Raw genomic sequence first — 17845 nt, 5'->3', positions numbered from 1 at the left:
ATCGAACTCCTCATCGTCAGCGAAGGCCCATGCCCTCGGTGACCCCAACGATGCCCTGCCGCACCCGCCGCGTCTTGCCGAAGTCTGCAAGCTGCGGCTTCAGGCTGGCCGATTTCAGGAATCGGCCAGCTTTTCCCGCCGGAATTCGGTGGGCGTGAGGCCGGTGGCGGCCTTGAATGCCCGATTGAAGGGGCCGATGGACTGGAAGCCCGCTTCCAGCGCGATCGTCAACACCGGCAGTTCGCGCCGGGCCGGGTCGGCTAGCGCGGCGCGCGCCTCCTCGAGCCGGAAACCATTGACGAAGGCATTGAAATTGCGATGCCCCAGCCGCTGGTTGATCAGCCGCCGCAGCCGGTACTCGGGCACGGCGAGCCGCGCGGCCAGGCTGGCGACGGTCAGGTCTTCGGTGCGGTAGGCGCGCGCGTCGGTCATCAGGCCTTGCAGTGCCTCCGCGAGGCGTTCGTCGGCGGGGTCGGGGGGCGGCTGTGGAGGCGGACTGGCCGGCTCCGCACGCGGCAGCGCAAGAGCGGCGACGCGCGCGGGCGGAAACAGATCGGAGCCGGTCAGACGCAGCATCCGCCATGCGACCACCGCCACGATCAGCAGCAGGAGCAGCACATCGATTGTGGCCGTCATGCCCGACAACCGCCCTTGCGGCGAGCCCAGACGAGCGAGCAACATCACCACGGTATAGGCGATGCCTGCCGCCACGATGAACGCACGCAGCCGGCGCCGCCCCTCCACGAGGTCCGCGCGCCAATGCGAAGCGGCCGCGAGCGCGGCCAGCACCGCGAACAGCAGCGGCACGCCCCGCTGCAAGCCCACGGTGATCGGTGCCACGACCGAGGCGCTGCCGGCAATCACCGCGCAGTTGAACCCGGCGAGCACGGCCACCGCCAGCCAGGCCGCGCCATGCATCGGCCGCAGCGCGAAGTCGTCATCGAAGAGCGCCTGCACGAACACCCAGAACAGCACCGCGTTGCCCACCGACACCGCCACCAGCGGCGCCTGCCACAGGCGCGGCGCCAGCGCCTCGAACGTCGGCGTGGAAGCAAGGACCTGCACGCACAAACCCAACGTCAAGGCGACGCCCGCGCGCGCGGCAGCCAGGCGCGGCCGATCGCGGGCGAGCACGAGGGCCAGCAGCATGAGCAACGCGATCAGCATGCCGCGCAGGGCGGCGTCGAAGAGGGTCGAGGGGAGGGACTCGGACATGCTGACGCCTGCGCTATCTCGACGCCGATGAATCGTTCCCCAACAGCGCCTTCTGCAGCGCCCTGCCTTTCCCGCTCAGCTTGAGCGCGGCGAGCTCCTTCTTTGTGCTCTCCGGCAAGGACTTGCCCTCGCTCACCAGCAGCTCTTGCAGCAGTTCGAGCAAGGACGCGAGGTCCTTGGGCGCTTCGCCCGGGCTCCCCGCCGTCATCGCCGCGGACAGCAGCTCGATGACGGCCGAAGACACGGAGGGATCGATGCGCAGCGCCGCCTCCAGGCTCTTGCGATAGCGGGGCGCCTTCACCAGCGGGGTTGCGAGCAGGCGTTGCAGGGTGCCGGCCAGCAGCGAGAGGTCAAGACGCCCTTGTGCATGCGCCTTGACCAGGCAGTCGATGGCCAGCGCGGTCTGGCCCGGTTCCTTGCCCGCCAGCGCCAGCCCGAGCATGAGTGTCGCCATCGGCCCGGGCCTGACCGTGGCATCCAGCAGCGGCTCGAGATACGCCTTGTTCTGCCACTGCGCCTCCCGCCAGTCGAGGTTGTTGCCCAACGCCCGTGCACCCTCCGCGAAATACGCTTCGAGTGCGCTCGGCAGCAGGGTCGAGGCATAGCGGATCAGCGCTTCGTCGATGCCGGCAAAGCTCCACCAGCGGTAGTGGCGGCGCGCCTTCGGATTCGGCGGCGGGTGCCGCATGACCGCGAGGTGTTCGCTCTTCTCCTGTCGATCCGGAAGGGCGCGGACGATCAGGTCGTGATGGTGGTAGGTCGTCGTCCCGACGCTCGAGCTTCGGCTTGTCACCTGCCAGTCGTAGCCGGCCACCCGCGCGCCGTCGGGCCCCGCATCGCCGAACGCCGCCGCCAGGACTTCGTCGTCGGCGCCCGGATGACGGATGCGCGCCGCAGCCGTGAACAGCACCTCGTCGCCGCCGGGCGCGATCGCATCGCCCAGCGCGTAGCGCAAGGCACGCGTGAACGGCGAATCGTCCAGCGTGCGGGCGAGCCGGCGGTCCTCGTCGGTCGCTGCCGGCGCCAGGCGCAGCAGCGCAAGCGCTTGCTCGTCACGCGTACTCGCGGCGCCATGCTGCTGGTGCGCGCGAACGCGTTCGATGAGCAGTCCCGGTGCGATGAAGCCGCGGCAATGGGTCGGCGTGGACAGCGGCGTCACCCGCTTGCCCTGTGCCGCAAGATCCATCAGGTCCTGCGTGCGGGCGATCAGCAATGCATGCACGGCGCTCGGATTGCCGCCGTGATCGACCATCGGCTCGGCCTCGAGGCGCCTTCCGTCCGTCACGAAGACCAGCAGTCGCGCCAGCTCCGATGCCACCGGGCTTCGCAGTCTGCCGGCCCGCTTGAGCACCGGCGCCAGCGAAGCAAGCACCTCGGCAGGCAGGGGTGCGAGCCGCGCCAGCGCGGCCGCGGCGCATTCGAAGGCGTCGATGTCCCCGTCGTGCTCGAACACATGGGCGATGCGCTCGACCAGCGGGTCCGGGCCGTCGGCGGATGTCAGCACGCGGCTGTCATCGAGCACGGACTGCGCCGGCATCGTTGCGCTCGCCTGCCGCCGATCCGCACCGGGTGTGGTCGGCAGCTGGGGCTCGTCCGCATCTCCGATCAGCGCGACCAGCAGCGCGCGGTTGGTCGCGGCGATGCCCGGAAGGTAGCGGCGCAGTTCGGCGCGCACGGCTTCGTCGGCGCCCCACGTGTCCAGGCGCTGCAGGATCTTCTTCTGCAATTCCGGCGACTCGTGGAACAAGCCCGCGCAGGCAGTGAGAGACAGCGCATGGGCCGCCGATGGCGCACGCTGGCGCACCGCCTCGCACAACTTCAGTACGGCTTCCAACTGGCCCTTGGTGCCCGAGGCCATCACCGGTTGCAGGGCCTCCGCCAGCACATGCGGATCGATCAGGTCCGCGGCGGCCAGGCGCTTGACCACTTCCAGCGCCATCGTCACCGTCGGAGGGATGCGGCTGGCGAGCATGCGCAGGTAGCGGTTGGCGCGCGGGCGCACCTCGTCGAGCGTCGGCGCCAATTCGGCGTGGAAGCGCGAGAACCAGCCGGATCGAAACTGCGGCCAGTCGTGCCCCAGGCAGTCGAGCGTCTTGTCGAGCAGGATGGCGCGGGTGAAAACGCCTTCAGCACAGAGCGAAAGGAGAATCCGGCTCCAGGCATTGGTGTCATGCTGGTACTTGTCGATCGACGCCAGGCTGACGTCGGACGTGCCTTCCACGTCGAAGACCCGCAGCGCCACGCCCTTGAGCCCCGGGTCCTGGGCAAAGAAGTCCGCCATGCTGAACTTCGGGCCGCAGGCGCGCGGCAGCGCGATCAGGCCAAGGGCATAGCCGTCGCCGTCGGGCCGTGCAACCACGCCCGCCGCGATCAGACGCTGGACCGTGCGAATGTTGTAAGGCCCAGCCTCCAGCAAGGCATCCGCCAGGCCGGCCAGTGAGGGCGGATCGAACTCGCTGGCCAGCGCGATCAGGTCATCGATATCGACGAAGCCCGCGGCCACGTCCTTGGCCGTCCCGCAGAGCACCAGCGCGCCATGGGCCGCGCGCGACTGCGCCTGGGTCGGCGCCGTTCCCCATCCAGCGTAGCGCGCGTCGTCCGATGCCCATCGCGCCGCATCCAGCAGCTTCTGCATCGCGAGTAGGCTGGCGCGCTGCGACTTGCGCTCGCCGGCCGGCATCGCGCGGATGCAATCGATCGTTCGTTCATAGTGGCCTGAATAGACATGGTGCTCGAGCGGCGTGCCCGGCGAAAACACAGTCGCCATTGCGGTCCTTGCAAGAAAAGATCAGTCAGCAGGCGCCTTGCTGGCCTCGGCCGCAAGCACATGCTTGCACGGCCCGCGCTCCCCCTCATGGCGGGCGAACCAGGGGCAGGTGCAACGCAGCTCGCCGTCGACCTCGCGCACCCGATGCACCACGTCGCCGCTTTGCACCGACGCATCCAGCGGCGACCGATGGTGCACCGTGATCGCGTTCTGCTCCAACAGCGCCTTGGCGTCGCGCAGGCGCGGGTGCATGTCATCGACCAGCGACAGATCCAGCGGCAGCACCCGGTGGAAATAGCGGGCCTCGAACACGTCGTAGCCCACCAGGCCGCTGGCGCCCAGCACACGCAGGCTGTCCTCGACGGCGGCATCAGGCAGCGACAGTTCCGCGGAGAGCGGCCCCACGTCCAGCGAGGGCAGCCATTGCAGCTTGGCGCGTATCAGGTCGAAGGCGCCAGCGCGAACCTCGTCGTGCCGCAGCAGCGCGCGCAGCGCTTGGCCCTCGCCGGAGAAGCCGCGCCAGGTTTCTGCGCTGAGCGCCAGCGTGAAACGCACCGAGCCGAAGTCCAGCACCCACGCACTCGTCTGCCGGTTGTCGTCCGTGTACACCGCGAGGCTCTTTGCGCGCGCCATCAGCGGCTGCAGGACGCGAAGCCGCGCGGTCTCGGTCACGCGCACGCCATGGTCGACGGGCTGGGTCGTCGCGAGCAGCCCGGCCGGCCCCATCGCGACCCACAGCGGCGTGCGGCTGGTCGATGCGCGCGGGAGGCCGCGGATGAAGCGCTGCGCCTCCAGCGCGCTGGCCTCGAAGCACTTGCGCATCGAGCCCATGTACGACTGCACCTCGACCATCCCTCGAACCCAGCGCGTGGGCAGTGCCACTTTGCGCTCCACCACTTCATGGGTGCCGGAACGCAGCTTCAGCTCGTCGCGCCCGACCGACAGCTCCAGGCCCTGGGCGTCGCTGACCTGGGCCAGCGCCGCGCGCATTGGCGCATTGAAATCCACATTGGTCGTGCCCTTGCCCACCAGCTCGCCCTCGTAAGCCTCGCGCAGCAGGTCCACGCGGGCATAGGTGCTGCAGCACGACGAAAAGCCTTCGAAGCGCAGCATGCCGCCGCCCGAGGTCACGACCGGATCGGCCAGCGCGAGGGCCTTGGCCAATGAGTTGGCCGCCGTGAAGAAGCGGCTCCCGACCACGAGCTGCAGCGTCGTCAGCAATTCCGACACCAGACGCGGCGAAAGCAGGCGCCCTTCGAAGAAGTAAGGATGCGCCTCGCCGCTCGCATCGGCCGTCGCAAGCACGAGCCGGGGGCGGTGTTCTTCGCGGGAAAGAAAGGATGCGTGGGCGTAGCGGTACGAATGGGCAACGGTACTCATCGTGGAATCGGTGGCATCTTGAAAATGGAAGTATTCGTTTTTACCCGCTCGGAAGGGCATTCAGGAATTTGATCAGACAGCGCACGCATCGCGTGGCATCCTAGACAGTTGACGTTGAACGGGCTGGCGATGAACAACAGGACGCGCGGCACGGTCGAGATGACCGCCGCCATGGTGATTTCCGGAACCATCGGATGGTTCGTCGTGCAATCGGGTCTGCCGATCATCGACTTGCTGTTCTGGCGTTGCGCCTTCGGCGCGGCGACGCTCCTGATCGTCTGCGCGGCCATGGGCATGCTGCGCGGCAAGCTCCCGCTTCGCCTCATCGGCTGGGCTGCGCTGGGCGGTGCGGCCATCGTGCTCAACTGGGTGCTGATCTTCGCCTCCTTCTCGCGCGCGTCCATTTCCATCGCCACCGCCGTCTACAACACCCAGCCCTTCATGCTGGTCGTGCTGGGCGCGCTGCTGTTCTCCGAGCGGCTGACCGCCAACAAGCTCATGTGGCTCGGCCTCGCCTTCATCGGCGTGCTGCTCATCGTGCAGGCGAAGCCCGATGCCGACTACGCCGGCCCGGGCTATCTCATCGGCATCCTGCTGGCGCTCGGCGCGGCCTTCTTCTATGCGCTGGCCGCCATCATCACCAAGAAGCTCACCGGCACGCCGCCGCACCTGATCGCGCTCATCCAGGTCTGCGTCGGCATCCTCATGCTGGCGCCTTTCGCCCACTGGGCGGAGCTCCCGACCGACAGCCAGGCGTGGGGCAACTTCCTCATCATGGGCGCGGTGTACACCGGGCTCGTGTTCGTGCTGCTCTACGGCGCGATTCAGAAACTGCCGACGCACGTGACGGGCGCACTGTCCTTCGTCTACCCGATCGTCGCGATCGTCGTCGACTTCGTGGCCTTCGGCCATCGGCTGCATGCGGTGCAGCTGCTCGGCGTGGCCGCCATCCTGCTGGCCGCCGCGGGCATCAACCTCGGCTGGTCCTTCGGGCGGGCGAAGGCCTGCGCCGAAGAACCCCGGACGGTCGACTAGGGCCTGTCAACAGGCCCTAGCTCAGAACGCCACTGAGCCCTGCACGTACAGCGTGCGCGGCTGGCCGACATACTTGCCGCCGTTGTTGTCGACCGAGCGCGTGTAGTAGCGGCGGTCGAACAGGTTCTTCACGCCGACGGCCAGCTTCAGGTTGCTCAGCCGCGGACCGAAGTCGTAGCCCGCGCGCAGGTTCACGGTCGCGTAGCCGGGAATGTCGCCGAGGCGCCCGCTCGCATCTTCCAGCGTGACGTACTGGGCGCCCGGGTCGGGCGAACCGGGCGAGCGCTGCTTGGACTGCGCGAACACGTCCGCGTTCAAGGTCCAGGGGCCGCGCTGGTAGCGCGCGCCGAGCGATGCCACCTGGCGCGAGTAGAAGGGCAGGTCGCGCCCGGCGAAGACGCCGGCCTTGGAGATGGCTTGCGTGTAGGTGTAGGTCGCATAGACCGACAGGCCCTTGAGCGCGGCGTTCAACTCGCCGAGTTCGTAGCGCATCGCCGCTTCCAGGCCGCGATGCCGCGTCGCGCCCAGGTCGGTCCACGTGCCTTCGCCGACGATCGAGCGGGCCAGCTGCAATTCCTTGTCGAAGTCGATGTTGAACAGCGTCAGCTCGGAGCTCCAGGCCTCGCCCTTGTAGTGCGTGCCGATCTCGTAGGTGTTGGCCTTCTCGGGGTGCAGGCCCTCCGTGGCCTGCGCGAGCTGCGCGTACTGCTGGGGGCCGAAGGAGACGCCCGCATTCGCGAACAGCGACCAGCGGTCGCTCATGCGGTACATCACCGACAGCGTGGGCAGCACCTCGTTGGAATCGATCTTCGGAAACAGGGTGCTGGTGATCCTGTTGCCGGTGAGGTTCACCACGTCGTTGTGCGTGCGGATGGCTTCGTAGCGCACGCCGGGCGTGACGGTCCAGTTGCCGAAGTCGATGCGGTCGTCGATGTAAAACGCATGCGCGGTCGTGCCGCCAGCGCTGGTTTGGTAGGTCGGCGAGGCCAGCGTGTAGGCATCGAAGCCCGCGCGCGGCCGGTAGTACGCGCTGCGCGTCGCCACTTCCGAACTCGATTCCTTCAGGTAGCGGTAGCCGACGCTGACCTCCTGCACCACGCTGCCGGAATCGAAGAGCCGCGAGTAGCGGGGCTCGACGGCGAAGGTGTTGTAGTTGCGCGGCGCTGCGGTCAGGCGGCGCTGGCCGGCAGTGGCGCCGGTGCCCTCCTGCTCGATGTGGCTGCCGCGGAAGGAGTCGGTGTAGTAGCTCAGCAGCTCGAACTTGTTGACGCCGTCGTTGTGCGTGTACTTGATCGAGCCGTCGGTGCGGCGCCCGGTGAATTCGTCGAAGGGGCGGTCGGACTGGAAGGGGTTGGCGGCGTACTGCGCCGTGGTCAAGCCGCCCGGCATGCGCCCGCTGCCTTCGAAGTGATGCAGCGACAGCGCGATGTCGTCGTACTTGGAGAAGCGGTAGGAACCCTTCAGCATCACGTCGTCGATCCTGGTGCTGTCGTTGCTGCTGCGGTACCCGTCGCCGTGCGTTCCGGAATACAGCAGCGCCAGGCCCAGCCCCTGCTCGTTGGTGCCGCCGACGAACAGGCCCGGCGTCGTCTTGACGCCGCCGCCGTGGCTCGCGCTCTCGACGCCGATGCTCGCGTCGGCGGCGAACTGCCGGGGAATCGAACGCGTCACGAAATTGATGATGCCGCCCACGTTCTGCGGGCCGTAGCGCACCGAGCCCGCGCCCCGCACCACGTCGACCGCCTCGAGGCTGCCGAGCGACAGCGGCGCCAGCGACAGCTGCGGCTGGCCATAAGGCGCATAGGCCAGCGGCACGCCGTCCAGCAGGATGGTGGAACGCGGCGACAGCCGGGACGTGAGCCCGCGCACGCCGACATTGAGCGAGATGTCGCTGCCGCCGGTGCCGTTGCTTTCCTGCACCTGCACGCCGGGGATCTGGCGCAGCACGTCGCGCACGCTGGTGGAGCCGCTTTCCTCGATCTGCCTGCGTTCGACGATGGTGCGCGCGCCGGGATGCTCGAGCACCTTGGTTTCGCTGGGGCTGCCGAGCCAGTCGCCGGTGACGGTGACCGTTTCCAGCTGTGCGCCGGGCGCCGGGTCGGCGTCGGCGGCGAGGGCTTGCAGGCTGATCTGAAGCAGCGCGATGGCGACGGCCACGCGGGTCTTTTGGGGGGACAAGGTTTCTCCTTCGAATGAATAATCTGCGAGCGCAAGGCGGCCTGGCTCAGGACGTCGTGCGGCTCGAAAGCGCGTTGCTGCGGGCGGCGCCCACGGCGCGCCGGCGCCACCAGAGCCAGACGCCGCTCAGGCCGAGGCCGCCGAGCACGAGGCCGAGCAGGGCGGTGACGGCTTCGTGCGCCGGCCCGCCGAGCACGCCGGTGTGCAGCGGATAGATCACCACCACGGCGGCGTTGCCGGCGTCGAGCTCCTGCCACCGGCGCACCGCCAGCACCTCGCCCGTTCGCGGATGCAGCCAGACCGAGCTGATGCCGTTCGGATGCGGATCGTCGGCAAGCCGGAAGCGCACGCGCATCGGACGGTCGGCCTTGGCGGGCACCTGCACGTACCCGATCGGCTGGCCCGGGAATTCCTGCTGCGCACGAGCCACGAGTTGGTCGAGAGAAAGCCGCGGGCCGGCCGGCGCCTCCTTGGGAACCACGGGCGGCTTGACGGGCTGCTGCCCGATCGCGGTGGAGATGAAGTTGCCCAGCGGCCGCCAGGCCATGTAGGCCCCGGTCGAGACCGAGACCGCGATCAGCAGCCCGAGCAGCGCGCCGCCGGTGCGGTGCAGGTCGAACAGCCCGCGCAGCAGGCCGCGGTTCAGCGTGATGCGCAGCGTCGGCGGCCAACGCGCGGGCCACCAGAGCACCAGGCCGGTGACCAGCAGGAACAGATAGGCCAGCGCCGCGACGGCCAGGATGCCCTTGCCTGCGTCGTCCAGCAGCAGGCTGCTGTGCAGTTCGAAGAGCAGGTTGTATGCACCCTCGTGCGTGCCGCGCCGTCCTTGTTCCGCCCCTGTCGCGGGATCGAGATAGAGCGTGCCGTCCCACTTGCCGCGCACGAACACCCAGAGCGTCTCGCCGCGCTTGCGCGGCGGGCGCAGCGTGAGGTTGGTGTCCGGGCCGAACTCGGCCAGCAGGCGCTGGCGCAGCGGCTCGAGCGGCAGCGCCGCTGCGCTTGCGTCCGCGGCCGTGCGTGCGACGAAGAAGGCGGGATGCGCGTAGCGGTCGAGCGGCAGCGCCACCACCAGCACGGCGCCGAGCAAGGCGGTGAGGGCGAGCAGCGGACCGAGCGAGAGGCCGGTCCAGCGATGAATCCTGAGCCAGAGACGTCTCAGCGGGGCGCGCAGCATGAACAACGGGGACGGCGAGTCCCTTCCGGTTGTTGTTGGCTGCACACCGCTGGCGGTGCGTTGGCTGGACAGTCGGGAAGTGGGGGGTGGGAAAAAGATGCTACCGCACTTTCGATCCTCGGCCAGAATGCCGCTCGCGTTCGAATGCGAGCGCCACATACCAACAACGGAGTATCGACAGTGAACTTGAGGATTCCTTTTTGCACCTTGGCCATGACGGCCGCCATCGCCATGCTCGCCGCGGGTTGCGCGACGAAGTCCGGCACCGCGACGCAGGCTGCCGCCCCGGCACCCGCACCCCAGGCCGCGCCGGCGCCGGCTGCGCCGCCGGCCCCGCCCGTGCCCGAAGGCATGAGCTACGACGAACTCACCGGCCTGATCGGCAACGGCAACGAGAAGAGCGTCAGGCAGGAGCTGGTCGGCAAGACGGTGGCGCTGAACCTGGCCAAGGCCAAGGGCCGCGGCGTGCCGGCCGGGCACTACGAGGTCGACGACACGGACGCGACCTACTTCCGCTGCAGGACCGCCGCCCCCGGCTTCGCGGGCGGCCAGGTCAGCACCAAGGTCGCCGGCTATCGCTTCGTGGCCAAGAGCAAGCAGAAGATCGTGGATCTCGAGCGCTGCGCAGCGCCCGAGCCCGTCAGGATTGCGGCGGCGCCGGCCGCTGCGCCGGCACCCGCACCCGCACCGCAGCCGGCTGCCCCCGCGCGTTCGAGCGGCGGCCCCGCCAAGGCTGGCATGGATGCGCAAGGCAACGTGGTCGATTCATCCAAGGTCGAGGCCGGCAGCGGCCGCACCGTGAAGGGCCTGAACGACTACGAGGGCGAGATCACGGGCAACCCCGCGCCCAACAGCAAGTTCAGCAAGCTGCAGATCGGCATGCCGGCGCGGCAGGTGATCGACCTCGCGGGCCCGCCCACCGACCAGGGCGCCTACATCACGGGCAAGGCCTGGATCCCGTTCTACTTCGGCGCCGACCGTCATCGCTTCGAGATGACCTACAAGGGCCAGGGCCGCCTGATCTTCGCCGGCGGCGGCATGGGCGATTTCTCCAGCGGCCACCTGATCTGGATCATCCACAACGCCAACGAGGCCGGCTACCGCTGATCGAAGACCAGCGACCGGTGCAGCGACACGCCGGCCAGCACGCCATCGGCCGAGGCCAGCGTGGCGTTCTGCATGAACTGCGCCGCATCGCCCGCGGCATGGACGCCGGCGACGGTGCTCTGCGTCAGGGCGTCGGTGCGGATCACCGGGCCGAAGGGGCCGTCGTCGAAGGCGCATCCGAGCTGCTCGGCGAGCGGGCTGCTCATGCGGGTGCGCGGCACGATGTAGAGCGCGTCCAGCGGCACCAGCCGGCCATCCACGACGCGAACGCCGGCGAGTGAGCGCGGCGTGTCGCCGCCCTCCAGCGCAAGGACGCGACCCGGCTCGATGGCAATGCCTCGCGCGTGCAGCGCAGCGCTCTCGGCATCGTCCGGCACTTCTTCGCCATCGAGGAACAGAGTCGTCGGCCCCCACTCGGCGATCAGCTGTGCCTGATGCAACGAGAGCGGGCCCCGATAGAGCACCCCCAACTGGCGTCCGCCGAACTCGTAGCCGTGGCAGTAGGGGCAGTGCAGAACGCTGGCGCCCCAGCGTTCGCGCAGGCCGGCGATCTCCGGCAGCATGTCGTGCACGCCGAAGGCGAGCACCAACCTGGACGCCGAGATCGGCTCGCCGGCCTCCAGCGAAACCACGAAGCCGCCGGCGCCATCGAGCGCCGCGTCGACCGCCTGGTCCGAGACGAAGCGCACCGACGGATAGGCCAGGAGCCGCTCGCGCGCCTGCGCGATCATCGCCAGCGGCGGCGCACCGTCCTGCCCGAAGAAGCCGTGCGAGGCCGCGGCGAAGCGATTGCGCGGCGCACCGGCGTCGACCACGCAGACGGAGCGGCGCGCACGTGCGAGCTGCATCGCCGCGGAGAGGCCGGCAAAACTTCCGCCGACGATGAGAGCGTCATGAAGCATGAGCAATGTCTCCCAATGAATGATCGCCGGCCACCATGCGGCGATGAAAATCCTTCGACAGCGCGGCCAGCGTCACCTCGTGCAGCCTGGCCATCAGCAGCGCCTCCGCATCGCGGTAGGCATGGTCGAGCGCCGCGTTGACCGCCTGCTCCACCACGCAGCCCGGACTCTCGGTGCGGTGCCCCACCGCGAGCAGCGGCGGCGCACCGAGCGCTTCGTAGATGTCGCCCAGCGTGATTTCCGAAAGCGGACAGGAAAGCACCCAGCCGCCGCCGTGCCCCTTGGCCGAACTCACGAAGCCCGCATAGCGCAGGCCCGCCATCAGCCGGCGCACCACGACCGGGTTGGTCTGCATCGCCGCGGCCAGCGACTCGGACGTGGCCGGCTCCTGCATCTCTGCCATGTGCAGCAGGGCGTGCAGCACGCCCGACAACTTGCTGTCTCGTTTCATGCAACATGATAAGTTGCATATCGATGACCAGTGGCGGCATGGGGATATCGAGAGCACCCGTTCCAGCGCCTCAGCGCTTACGATCCGGCGCACCGGCACTCTGCGAAAGGGCTACATGAGCGATGGTTTCCTGGCAACGCTCTCGTGGCCCTCGGCGCTCGCCTTCGTGCTGGCGCTGGTGGTCGTCGTGCTGGGGCTCGTCATCTGGTCGATCCGCCGGCATCGCGATCCGCGGCTCGTCATCGATTGCGACGCGCCAATCACCGAGCTGCTGCCCTCGCTCTCGGGCCTGACGCAGGGCGCGGTCTACGAGGGAAATGCGGTCGAGCTGCTGGCGAACGGCGCCTTCTTCGATGCCATGTTCGAGGAGATCCGCATCGCCACCTGCTCGGTGCACTTCGAGACCTTCCTCTGGAAAGACGGCGTGCTCGGCACGCGCGTGGTCGATGCGCTGATCGAGCGCCGCCGCGCCGGCGTGCCGGTGCGCGTGCTGGTCGACGCCGACGGCGGCAAGAAGATGGGCGAGGACGCGATACGCCGCTTGCGCGAGGCCGGCTGCCGGCTCGAGATGCACCACCCGCGCCATGTGCGCCACATCGGCGTCTTCAACGAGCGCGACCACCGCAAGCTGGTGGTGGTCGACGGCAAGGTGGCGCTGGTCGGCGGCCATTGCATCGTCGACGGCTGGCTCGGCGACGGGCAGGACCGCAAGCACGTGCGCGACCTCGGCGTGCGCCTGCGCGGGCCGGTCGTGCATGCGGTGCAGGGCGCCTTCAGCGAGAACTGGGTGGAGGACACCGGCGAGCTGTTCGTCGGCGACGCCGTGTTCCCGCCGCTCGAGCGCGCAGGCGAGGTGGCGGTGCACGTCGCGAGCATCAAGCCCGAAGGCTCGCCCCCGGCGGTGAAGATCCTGCACCATCTGGTCGTGTGCGTCGCGCGCAAGCGCATCCGCATCCAGAACCCTTACTTCCTGCCGGACCGCGAGGCGATCGATGCGCTGTGCGAAGCGGCGAAGCGCGGCGTCGACGTGCGCGTGATGGTGCCCTCGACCGAGGCCTCCGACATGCCCATGGTGCAGCACGCCGCGCACCGCAACTTTCATTTGCTGCTGGCCGGTGGCGTGCGCATCTTCGAATTCCAGAAGTGCCTGCTGCACCAGAAGGTGATGACCATCGACGGCGCCTGGTGCGCCATCGGCTCGAGCAACTTCGACGACCGCTCCTTCGAGACCAACGACGAGATCACGCTCGGCCTGCGCGACGAGGCGCTGGCCGCTCAGCTGGAGGAGATCTTCGAGCGCGACACGCGCGACTGCATCGAGCTGCAGGCCGACGCGTGGGCGCGCCGCGGGCTGTGGCACCGCTGCAAGGACAACGTGCTCTACGCGTTCAACGAGCTGCTGTGAGTCCAACGGGCCGGGTGGGCTACTGCTTGCCGCACGAGCTCGCGGCTGAGGGCCTCTTCAGCTCCACCATGATCACGTGGGTAGGGGTCTCGCCGACGTTCTCGCCGGTGTGGGTCTGCGCGTCGGACCACATCACGTCGCCGGCCTTGAACTGGCGCCGGAGCACCTTGCCGTCGGGCAGCGTCAGCGTGCGCTTGAAAGCGCTCAGCGCGTAGAGCACGAAATCCGGGTGCCGGTGCGGATGCGTCTTCTCGCCCGGCAGGTCCTTGTACTCGAGCACCCGCACGCAGTCGTTCTCCAGAATGGCGCGGTACTTGTCGCTGTCGGTGTGGACGGCGTCCTGCGCCCACGCGTGAGCGGCCAGGCAGGCAAACAGGGGAGCGATGACGGTGCGCAGCAGCATGACAAACCTCGTTGTGGATGGGCCGTTGGGGTGTTCCAGCGTAGGTGCGCGGCACAGCCGCCACAAGCCGCAGGCTTGCAGAAGGGGGCCGCACAAGTGCATAACCCATCCATGCTCGACTGGAACGACCTCAAGTACTTCGTCGCCCTTGCGCGCCATGGCAGCACGGTGGCGGCCGGCCACGCGTTAAAGGTCGATCAATCCACCGTCCAGCGCCGGCTTGCGGCCCTCGAACGGCAGATCGGGCGGCCGCTGGTGCAGCGCCATCCCACCGGCTACCGGTTGACGCCCTTCGGCGAGGAAATGCTGCCGCATGCGCAGCACGTCGAACAGGCGGTGCTGGCCTTCAAGCAGCAGCTGGCCGACTCCAGGCGCAATGCAGCGGGTGTGATCAGGCTGACCTGTCCCGAGCCGCTGGTCGACCGCCTGACGCGCGCCGGTCTGTTGGACCGTTTTCATGCGCGCCATCCGGCCTTCAGGGTGGAGTTCGTGATGAGCGACAAGTATCTCGACCTGCGCAAGGGCGAGGCCGATGTCGCCCTGCGCTCGGGCGATACCGACTACAACGCGCTGGTCGGCCGCAAGCTGGGGGATTCGCTATGGGCCGTCTACGCCAGCCGCCAGTACATCGCGCAGCATGGCCGCCCGGCACGCGTCGAAGACCTGGCAACCCATGCGCTGGCCGGCTTCGACGACAGCATGGCCAGGCATCGCGTGGCGACCTGGCTGCAACAGGTCGCGCCCGAAGCGCGGATCGTTTCGCGCAACGACAGCGTGCTCGGGCTGCTGCACGCGGTCAAGGCCGGGGTCGGCATCGCGCCGCTGCCGACGGCGCTGGGCGATGCCGACGCCGAGCTGGTGAAGGTGCTGGGCCCGATCCCCGAGCTCACGCGCATCTGGCGGCTGCTCGCGCTGCCGGAGCTGCGCCGCACGCCGCGCGTGTCGGCCTTCTTCGACTTCATGGTCGGGGAGATCGAGGCTCTGCGGCCGATCATCACCGGTTGAGAGTGGAACTGCGTCTGCGCTACAGCCGCATCGTCATGAACACGCTGTACGGGTCCTCGGCATAGTCGCCGAAGGGCCCGCTGCGCGCGAAGCCGAAGCTCTCGTAGAGTCGGTGCGCAGGCTCGAAGGCCTCCTGCGAGCCGGTCTCGAGGCTGAGCCGCCGATAGCCGCGCGACCTTGCGACTTCGATAATGTGGGCGAGGAGCGCGCGTCCGGCGCCTTGGCGGCGAAGCGCATTGGGGGTGCGCATCGACTTGATCTCGCCGTGATCTGCATCCAGTTCCTTGAGCGCGCCGCAACCCAGCAGGAGCGAGTCGTTCCAGGCCGACCAGAAGGTGATCCCGGGCTGGCGCAGCTTCGCCAGATCGAGCGCGTGAACGCTCTCGGGCGGCGACACCGCATGCATGTTCTGCAGGTGCTCATCGAGCAGTGCATGGATTTCGGGGCGCGAGAGGTCGTCGATTTCGATCTTCATGTGTCGCGCGATTCTCGATCAAAAAAAAGCCCGCTGCGCGCGAGCGCTGCGGGCTTCTTCTGTCGAGCCGAACCCTGGCTTACTTGGTGACGCCGAGCGAGCCGGACCCTTGAGCCTTGCCGCCGGCCTTGGCGCCTGCGCCGCTGGGCTTCAGTGCGCCGCCGGCCGAGCCCGCAGCACCGGCCGCGCCGTCGACCGTGCTGCCCACGGCATTCGTGGCGCCGCCCACGGCATTGGTCGCTCCGCCCACCGCACCGGTCGCACCGCCGACCACGCCGCCGAGGGTGCCGCCGGCGCCGCTCGTCGCGTTGCCGACCGCTTCGGTGGCCGTGCCGGTGCCTGCGCTGCCAGCCCTCGTCTGCGCGCCCGCATCGGTGCGTGCGCCAGCCTTGGCGCCGCCGCCAGCGGAGCCCGATGTGTTGACATCGGCGCCCACGCCGACGCCCACGCCGACGGACTGTGCCTGGGCGAATCCGCTCATGGCGAGAAGACCCGCGAGCAATGCGCCTAGCGCGATACGGTGTTGGTTATGCATCTTCATGTGTGACGTTCCCTTTCGTTAATGGTCACTTGACAACGAACCGGCTTGCGGCCAGTTCGGGGTGAACCGTAGGGGAGGCGTCGCATGTCGCCATGTGCGGATGTGCCCTGCATGGCTGTGGGAGCTGACTGTCGGCGAGATCGGGAGCTCGTGCGTTAGGCCCGCCGCCTTGTTCCGACAGGGCGGCAGCATGCGTGCCGTAGCCTGCGGCGCTCGCAATCGGGGCTGTCATGGGATGTCGCTGCAGCCGCGCAGCCGATCGCTCGATCAGCCGCGCGTGACCTCGATGCTGTACAGCCCCCAGGGGCACAGGGCGAAGCGTTCCTTGAGCGGCTTGTCCTTGAAGGCGGCGAGCGTATCGGCCTCGTAGACCGCCCACAGCGGGCCCAGCCCTCCCAGCGCCAACGGAGCGCCGTCGATCTCGGTGGCCACGATCATCCGGTAGCTGCGCGCGTCGGCCATCCGCAGCGGCACGACGTAGCCGTCCACCGCGCGAAGGGCCAGCATCGCATCGCCGGCCACACCAGCCGCCTCCAGCACGCTGGTCAACAACGGGCCCGTGAGCGAATGCACCTTGGCGTCGTACTCGAGCGTCGGCTTGATCCGAACGACCGGCAGGCGGCGCAACGCCTCGGAGTCGAACACGAAGGCCTTGTCGAACTTGACGCCGTGCTTCACCAGCAACTGGTCGAGCGCCGGATCGACGGCCCCGCGGTTGCTCCTGCCTATCGCTCCGCTGACGGTCAGGAGACCCGGGCTCTTGCGGGCCGGCTCCGCGGCCGATGCGTGGATCGAAGACATGAGGCCGGCGAGTGCTGCCGTACCGAGGAAGTGCCTTTTGTTCATCGCGCGATTGTGAGCAATGCGCTTGCCTTCGTCGACCGATACCTTCGACTCAATGTCAGTCGATCCAGGGGCCCCCGAGCATTGCTTGTATGTACGCTGCGACTTTCACCAGGTCCTCGTCGGACATCGGGATCGGGGGGGCGTCGACAAGGTGCTCGGCAACCAGGTGCAGTTTTGCCGATGCATTGGGCTGCTCCTGGAGCAGGACCGCGATCGCCGCGGTTTGGGCGACAGCTCGCAACTCGAGCGAACGGAGCCGCGCGTTGACTTCTTCCAGTTCCATGTTGTCCCTTCTCGCCGGGGTCCAAGTTGATGAATCAGGATTCTGCTTCGGAACGGGCTGGGCACGCTCGTGACGAGCGGGACAGCAACATCAGTTGCCGTCTTACAAACAGGCACATTTCAATGTAAGACAAGCGAACTACTTGTGAATCTTCACATGGAGCCCCCTTCACGGCATCGCCTCGTTGCCGTGTCCAGAGCATCGGTATGACGAAATTTTGCGACTCGTGCCATACGCCCAACAGGGACCGTGCCAGGTACTGCTGCGGCTGCGCGGGCAAGTTCTCGGGCATCCGTTCAGGCACGACGACCTTCGACACCACCATGAGCGAGCCGCGCTGGATGCATACGACGCCGCGCTCTCCATCGGCGGTAGAGCCTGTTGCCCACGGTACCTCGGCGCTCAGACGCGTGGCCGGTATCCCCGTGCCGCACGGCGTCGACGTGTCCATCGTCTGGTTGTTGATCGTGCTCGCGCTGTTGCATGGGGCTTTCGTCTTCTGGTACTTGGGCCGCGATGCGGCGCGCAGCCCGCCGCTTTCGAGCGCGGTCTCGTCGCTGTTGCAGTCGACCAGCTTGCCTGCGGAACGAACGGAAGCGGCTTCTCCCCAGCCGCCTGCTATCGCGTCCGTGGACCATGCGGCGAGAACTGCTCTTCAAGCGCCTGCAGGCGCTGGGG

At 68.3% G+C, this 17845-nt stretch carries 16 protein-coding genes; 4 read left to right on the top strand and 12 right to left on the bottom strand.

Features of this window, described 5'->3' with window-relative positions; genetic code table 11:
* Positions 1–114: 114 nt before the first annotated feature.
* The 3 genes from AC3A6B_RS28120 to AC3A6B_RS28110 all read right to left on the bottom strand — a co-directional run bounded on the left by AC3A6B_RS28120 (position 115) and on the right by AC3A6B_RS28110 (position 5362).
* The gene (locus tag AC3A6B_RS28120; protein WP_487839927.1) at positions 115–1167 is read right to left on the bottom strand and encodes an AraC family transcriptional regulator; all 1053 of its coding nucleotides are present in this window, start codon (positions 1165–1167) and stop codon (positions 115–117) included.
* 61 nt (positions 1168–1228) lie between these two features.
* Positions 1229–3982: a DUF6493 family protein gene (locus tag AC3A6B_RS28115; protein ID WP_487839926.1), complete on the bottom strand. Its 2754-nt coding sequence runs from the start codon at positions 3980–3982 to the stop codon at positions 1229–1231.
* 21 nt (positions 3983–4003) lie between these two features.
* Positions 4004–5362: an SWIM zinc finger family protein gene (locus tag AC3A6B_RS28110; protein WP_487839925.1), complete on the bottom strand. Its 1359-nt coding sequence runs from the start codon at positions 5360–5362 to the stop codon at positions 4004–4006.
* 129 nt (positions 5363–5491) lie between these two features.
* On the opposite strand from AC3A6B_RS28110, the gene AC3A6B_RS28105 reads away from it, so the two are divergent.
* Complete coding sequence (locus AC3A6B_RS28105; protein ID WP_487839924.1) at positions 5492–6397, top strand: DMT family transporter; 906 nt, start codon at positions 5492–5494, stop codon at positions 6395–6397.
* Positions 6398–6418: 21 nt separating this feature from the next.
* Here AC3A6B_RS28105 and AC3A6B_RS28100 read toward each other — a convergent pair whose 3' ends face one another.
* Together AC3A6B_RS28100 and AC3A6B_RS28095 are read right to left on the bottom strand one after the other, a co-directional pair.
* Complete coding sequence (locus AC3A6B_RS28100; protein ID WP_487839923.1) at positions 6419–8575, bottom strand: TonB-dependent receptor family protein; 2157 nt, start codon at positions 8573–8575, stop codon at positions 6419–6421.
* A 46-nt stretch (positions 8576–8621) separates the two neighbouring features.
* Positions 8622–9749, bottom strand: a complete 1128-nt coding sequence (locus tag AC3A6B_RS28095) for a PepSY-associated TM helix domain-containing protein (protein ID WP_487839922.1) — start codon at positions 9747–9749, stop codon at positions 8622–8624.
* A 213-nt stretch (positions 9750–9962) separates the two neighbouring features.
* Here AC3A6B_RS28095 and AC3A6B_RS28090 point away from each other — a divergent pair, with 213 nt between their 5' ends.
* On the top strand, positions 9963–10856 hold the full coding sequence (locus AC3A6B_RS28090) for a hypothetical protein (RefSeq protein WP_487839921.1): 894 nt from the start codon (positions 9963–9965) through the stop codon (positions 10854–10856).
* Here the strand turns inward: AC3A6B_RS28090 and AC3A6B_RS28085 are convergent.
* Positions 10847–11758: an NAD(P)/FAD-dependent oxidoreductase gene (locus AC3A6B_RS28085; protein WP_487839920.1), complete on the bottom strand. Its 912-nt coding sequence runs from the start codon at positions 11756–11758 to the stop codon at positions 10847–10849. The two genes, AC3A6B_RS28090 and AC3A6B_RS28085, sit on opposite strands and share 10 nt — an antisense overlap.
* Positions 11748–12209, bottom strand: a complete 462-nt coding sequence (locus AC3A6B_RS28080) for an Rrf2 family transcriptional regulator (protein WP_487839919.1) — start codon at positions 12207–12209, stop codon at positions 11748–11750. Before AC3A6B_RS28080 ends, AC3A6B_RS28085 begins: the two co-directional genes overlap by 11 nt.
* 115 nt (positions 12210–12324) lie before the next feature.
* On the opposite strand from AC3A6B_RS28080, the gene AC3A6B_RS28075 reads away from it, so the two are divergent.
* Positions 12325–13614 carry a phospholipase D-like domain-containing protein gene (locus tag AC3A6B_RS28075; protein ID WP_487839918.1) on the top strand — a complete coding sequence of 430 codons (1290 nt, stop codon included), beginning with the start codon at positions 12325–12327 and terminating at the stop codon, positions 13612–13614.
* Between the two features lie 19 nt (positions 13615–13633).
* Here AC3A6B_RS28075 and AC3A6B_RS28070 read toward each other — a convergent pair whose 3' ends face one another.
* On the bottom strand, positions 13634–14017 hold the full coding sequence (locus AC3A6B_RS28070; protein ID WP_487839917.1) for a cupin domain-containing protein: 384 nt from the start codon (positions 14015–14017) through the stop codon (positions 13634–13636).
* A 111-nt stretch (positions 14018–14128) separates the two neighbouring features.
* Between AC3A6B_RS28070 and AC3A6B_RS28065 the strand changes: the two genes are divergently transcribed.
* The gene (locus tag AC3A6B_RS28065; RefSeq protein WP_487839916.1) at positions 14129–15022 is read left to right on the top strand and encodes a LysR family transcriptional regulator; all 894 of its coding nucleotides are present in this window, start codon (positions 14129–14131) and stop codon (positions 15020–15022) included.
* A gap of 19 nt (positions 15023–15041) precedes the next feature.
* On the opposite strand, the gene AC3A6B_RS28060 is transcribed toward AC3A6B_RS28065, so the two are convergent.
* The 4 genes from AC3A6B_RS28060 to AC3A6B_RS28045 form a co-directional block, all read right to left on the bottom strand.
* Complete coding sequence (locus AC3A6B_RS28060) at positions 15042–15497, bottom strand: GNAT family N-acetyltransferase (RefSeq protein ID WP_487839915.1); 456 nt, start codon at positions 15495–15497, stop codon at positions 15042–15044.
* 79 nt (positions 15498–15576) lie between these two features.
* Positions 15577–15978, bottom strand: coding sequence for an adhesin (locus AC3A6B_RS28055; RefSeq protein WP_487839914.1), 402 nt, complete (start codon positions 15976–15978; stop codon positions 15577–15579).
* A gap of 327 nt (positions 15979–16305) precedes the next feature.
* Complete coding sequence (locus AC3A6B_RS28050; RefSeq protein ID WP_487839913.1) at positions 16306–16884, bottom strand: putative pterin-binding protein; 579 nt, start codon at positions 16882–16884, stop codon at positions 16306–16308.
* A gap of 55 nt (positions 16885–16939) precedes the next feature.
* Positions 16940–17167, bottom strand: coding sequence for a hypothetical protein (locus tag AC3A6B_RS28045; RefSeq protein ID WP_487839912.1), 228 nt, complete (start codon positions 17165–17167; stop codon positions 16940–16942).
* Positions 17168–17845 lie beyond the last annotated feature (678 nt).

The organism is Variovorax sp. Soil_C_33, from assembly GCF_057656935.1.
Note: the sequence above shows the minus strand (reverse complement) of the source record. Positions and strands in the feature narration are given on the sequence as shown.

Excerpts from the sequence above, each read along its gene's own strand:
- AC3A6B_RS28050 (WP_487839913.1), bottom strand. The coding sequence starts at position 16,884 with ATGAACAAAAGGCACTTCCTCGGTACGGCAGCACTCGCCGGCCTCATG.
- AC3A6B_RS28110 (WP_487839925.1), bottom strand. The coding sequence starts at position 5,362 with ATGAGTACCGTTGCCCATTCGTACCGCTACGCCCACGCATCCTTTCTT.
- AC3A6B_RS28065 (WP_487839916.1), top strand. The coding sequence starts at position 14,129 with ATGCTCGACTGGAACGACCTCAAGTACTTCGTCGCCCTTGCGCGCCAT.
- AC3A6B_RS28055 (WP_487839914.1), bottom strand. The coding sequence starts at position 15,978 with ATGAGCGGATTCGCCCAGGCACAGTCCGTCGGCGTGGGCGTCGGCGTG.
- AC3A6B_RS28080 (WP_487839919.1), bottom strand. The coding sequence starts at position 12,209 with ATGAAACGAGACAGCAAGTTGTCGGGCGTGCTGCACGCCCTGCTGCAC.
- AC3A6B_RS28085 (WP_487839920.1), bottom strand. The coding sequence starts at position 11,758 with ATGCTTCATGACGCTCTCATCGTCGGCGGAAGTTTTGCCGGCCTCTCC.
- AC3A6B_RS28105 (WP_487839924.1), top strand. The coding sequence starts at position 5,492 with ATGAACAACAGGACGCGCGGCACGGTCGAGATGACCGCCGCCATGGTG.
- AC3A6B_RS28095 (WP_487839922.1), bottom strand. The coding sequence starts at position 9,749 with ATGCTGCGCGCCCCGCTGAGACGTCTCTGGCTCAGGATTCATCGCTGG.
- AC3A6B_RS28045 (WP_487839912.1), bottom strand. The coding sequence starts at position 17,167 with ATGGAACTGGAAGAAGTCAACGCGCGGCTCCGTTCGCTCGAGTTGCGA.
- AC3A6B_RS28115 (WP_487839926.1), bottom strand. The coding sequence starts at position 3,982 with ATGGCGACTGTGTTTTCGCCGGGCACGCCGCTCGAGCACCATGTCTAT.
- AC3A6B_RS28070 (WP_487839917.1), bottom strand. The coding sequence starts at position 14,017 with ATGCTGCTGCGCACCGTCATCGCTCCCCTGTTTGCCTGCCTGGCCGCT.
- AC3A6B_RS28075 (WP_487839918.1), top strand. The coding sequence starts at position 12,325 with ATGAGCGATGGTTTCCTGGCAACGCTCTCGTGGCCCTCGGCGCTCGCC.
- AC3A6B_RS28060 (WP_487839915.1), bottom strand. The coding sequence starts at position 15,497 with ATGAAGATCGAAATCGACGACCTCTCGCGCCCCGAAATCCATGCACTG.
- AC3A6B_RS28090 (WP_487839921.1), top strand. The coding sequence starts at position 9,963 with ATGACGGCCGCCATCGCCATGCTCGCCGCGGGTTGCGCGACGAAGTCC.
- AC3A6B_RS28120 (WP_487839927.1), bottom strand. The coding sequence starts at position 1,167 with ATGCTGATCGCGTTGCTCATGCTGCTGGCCCTCGTGCTCGCCCGCGAT.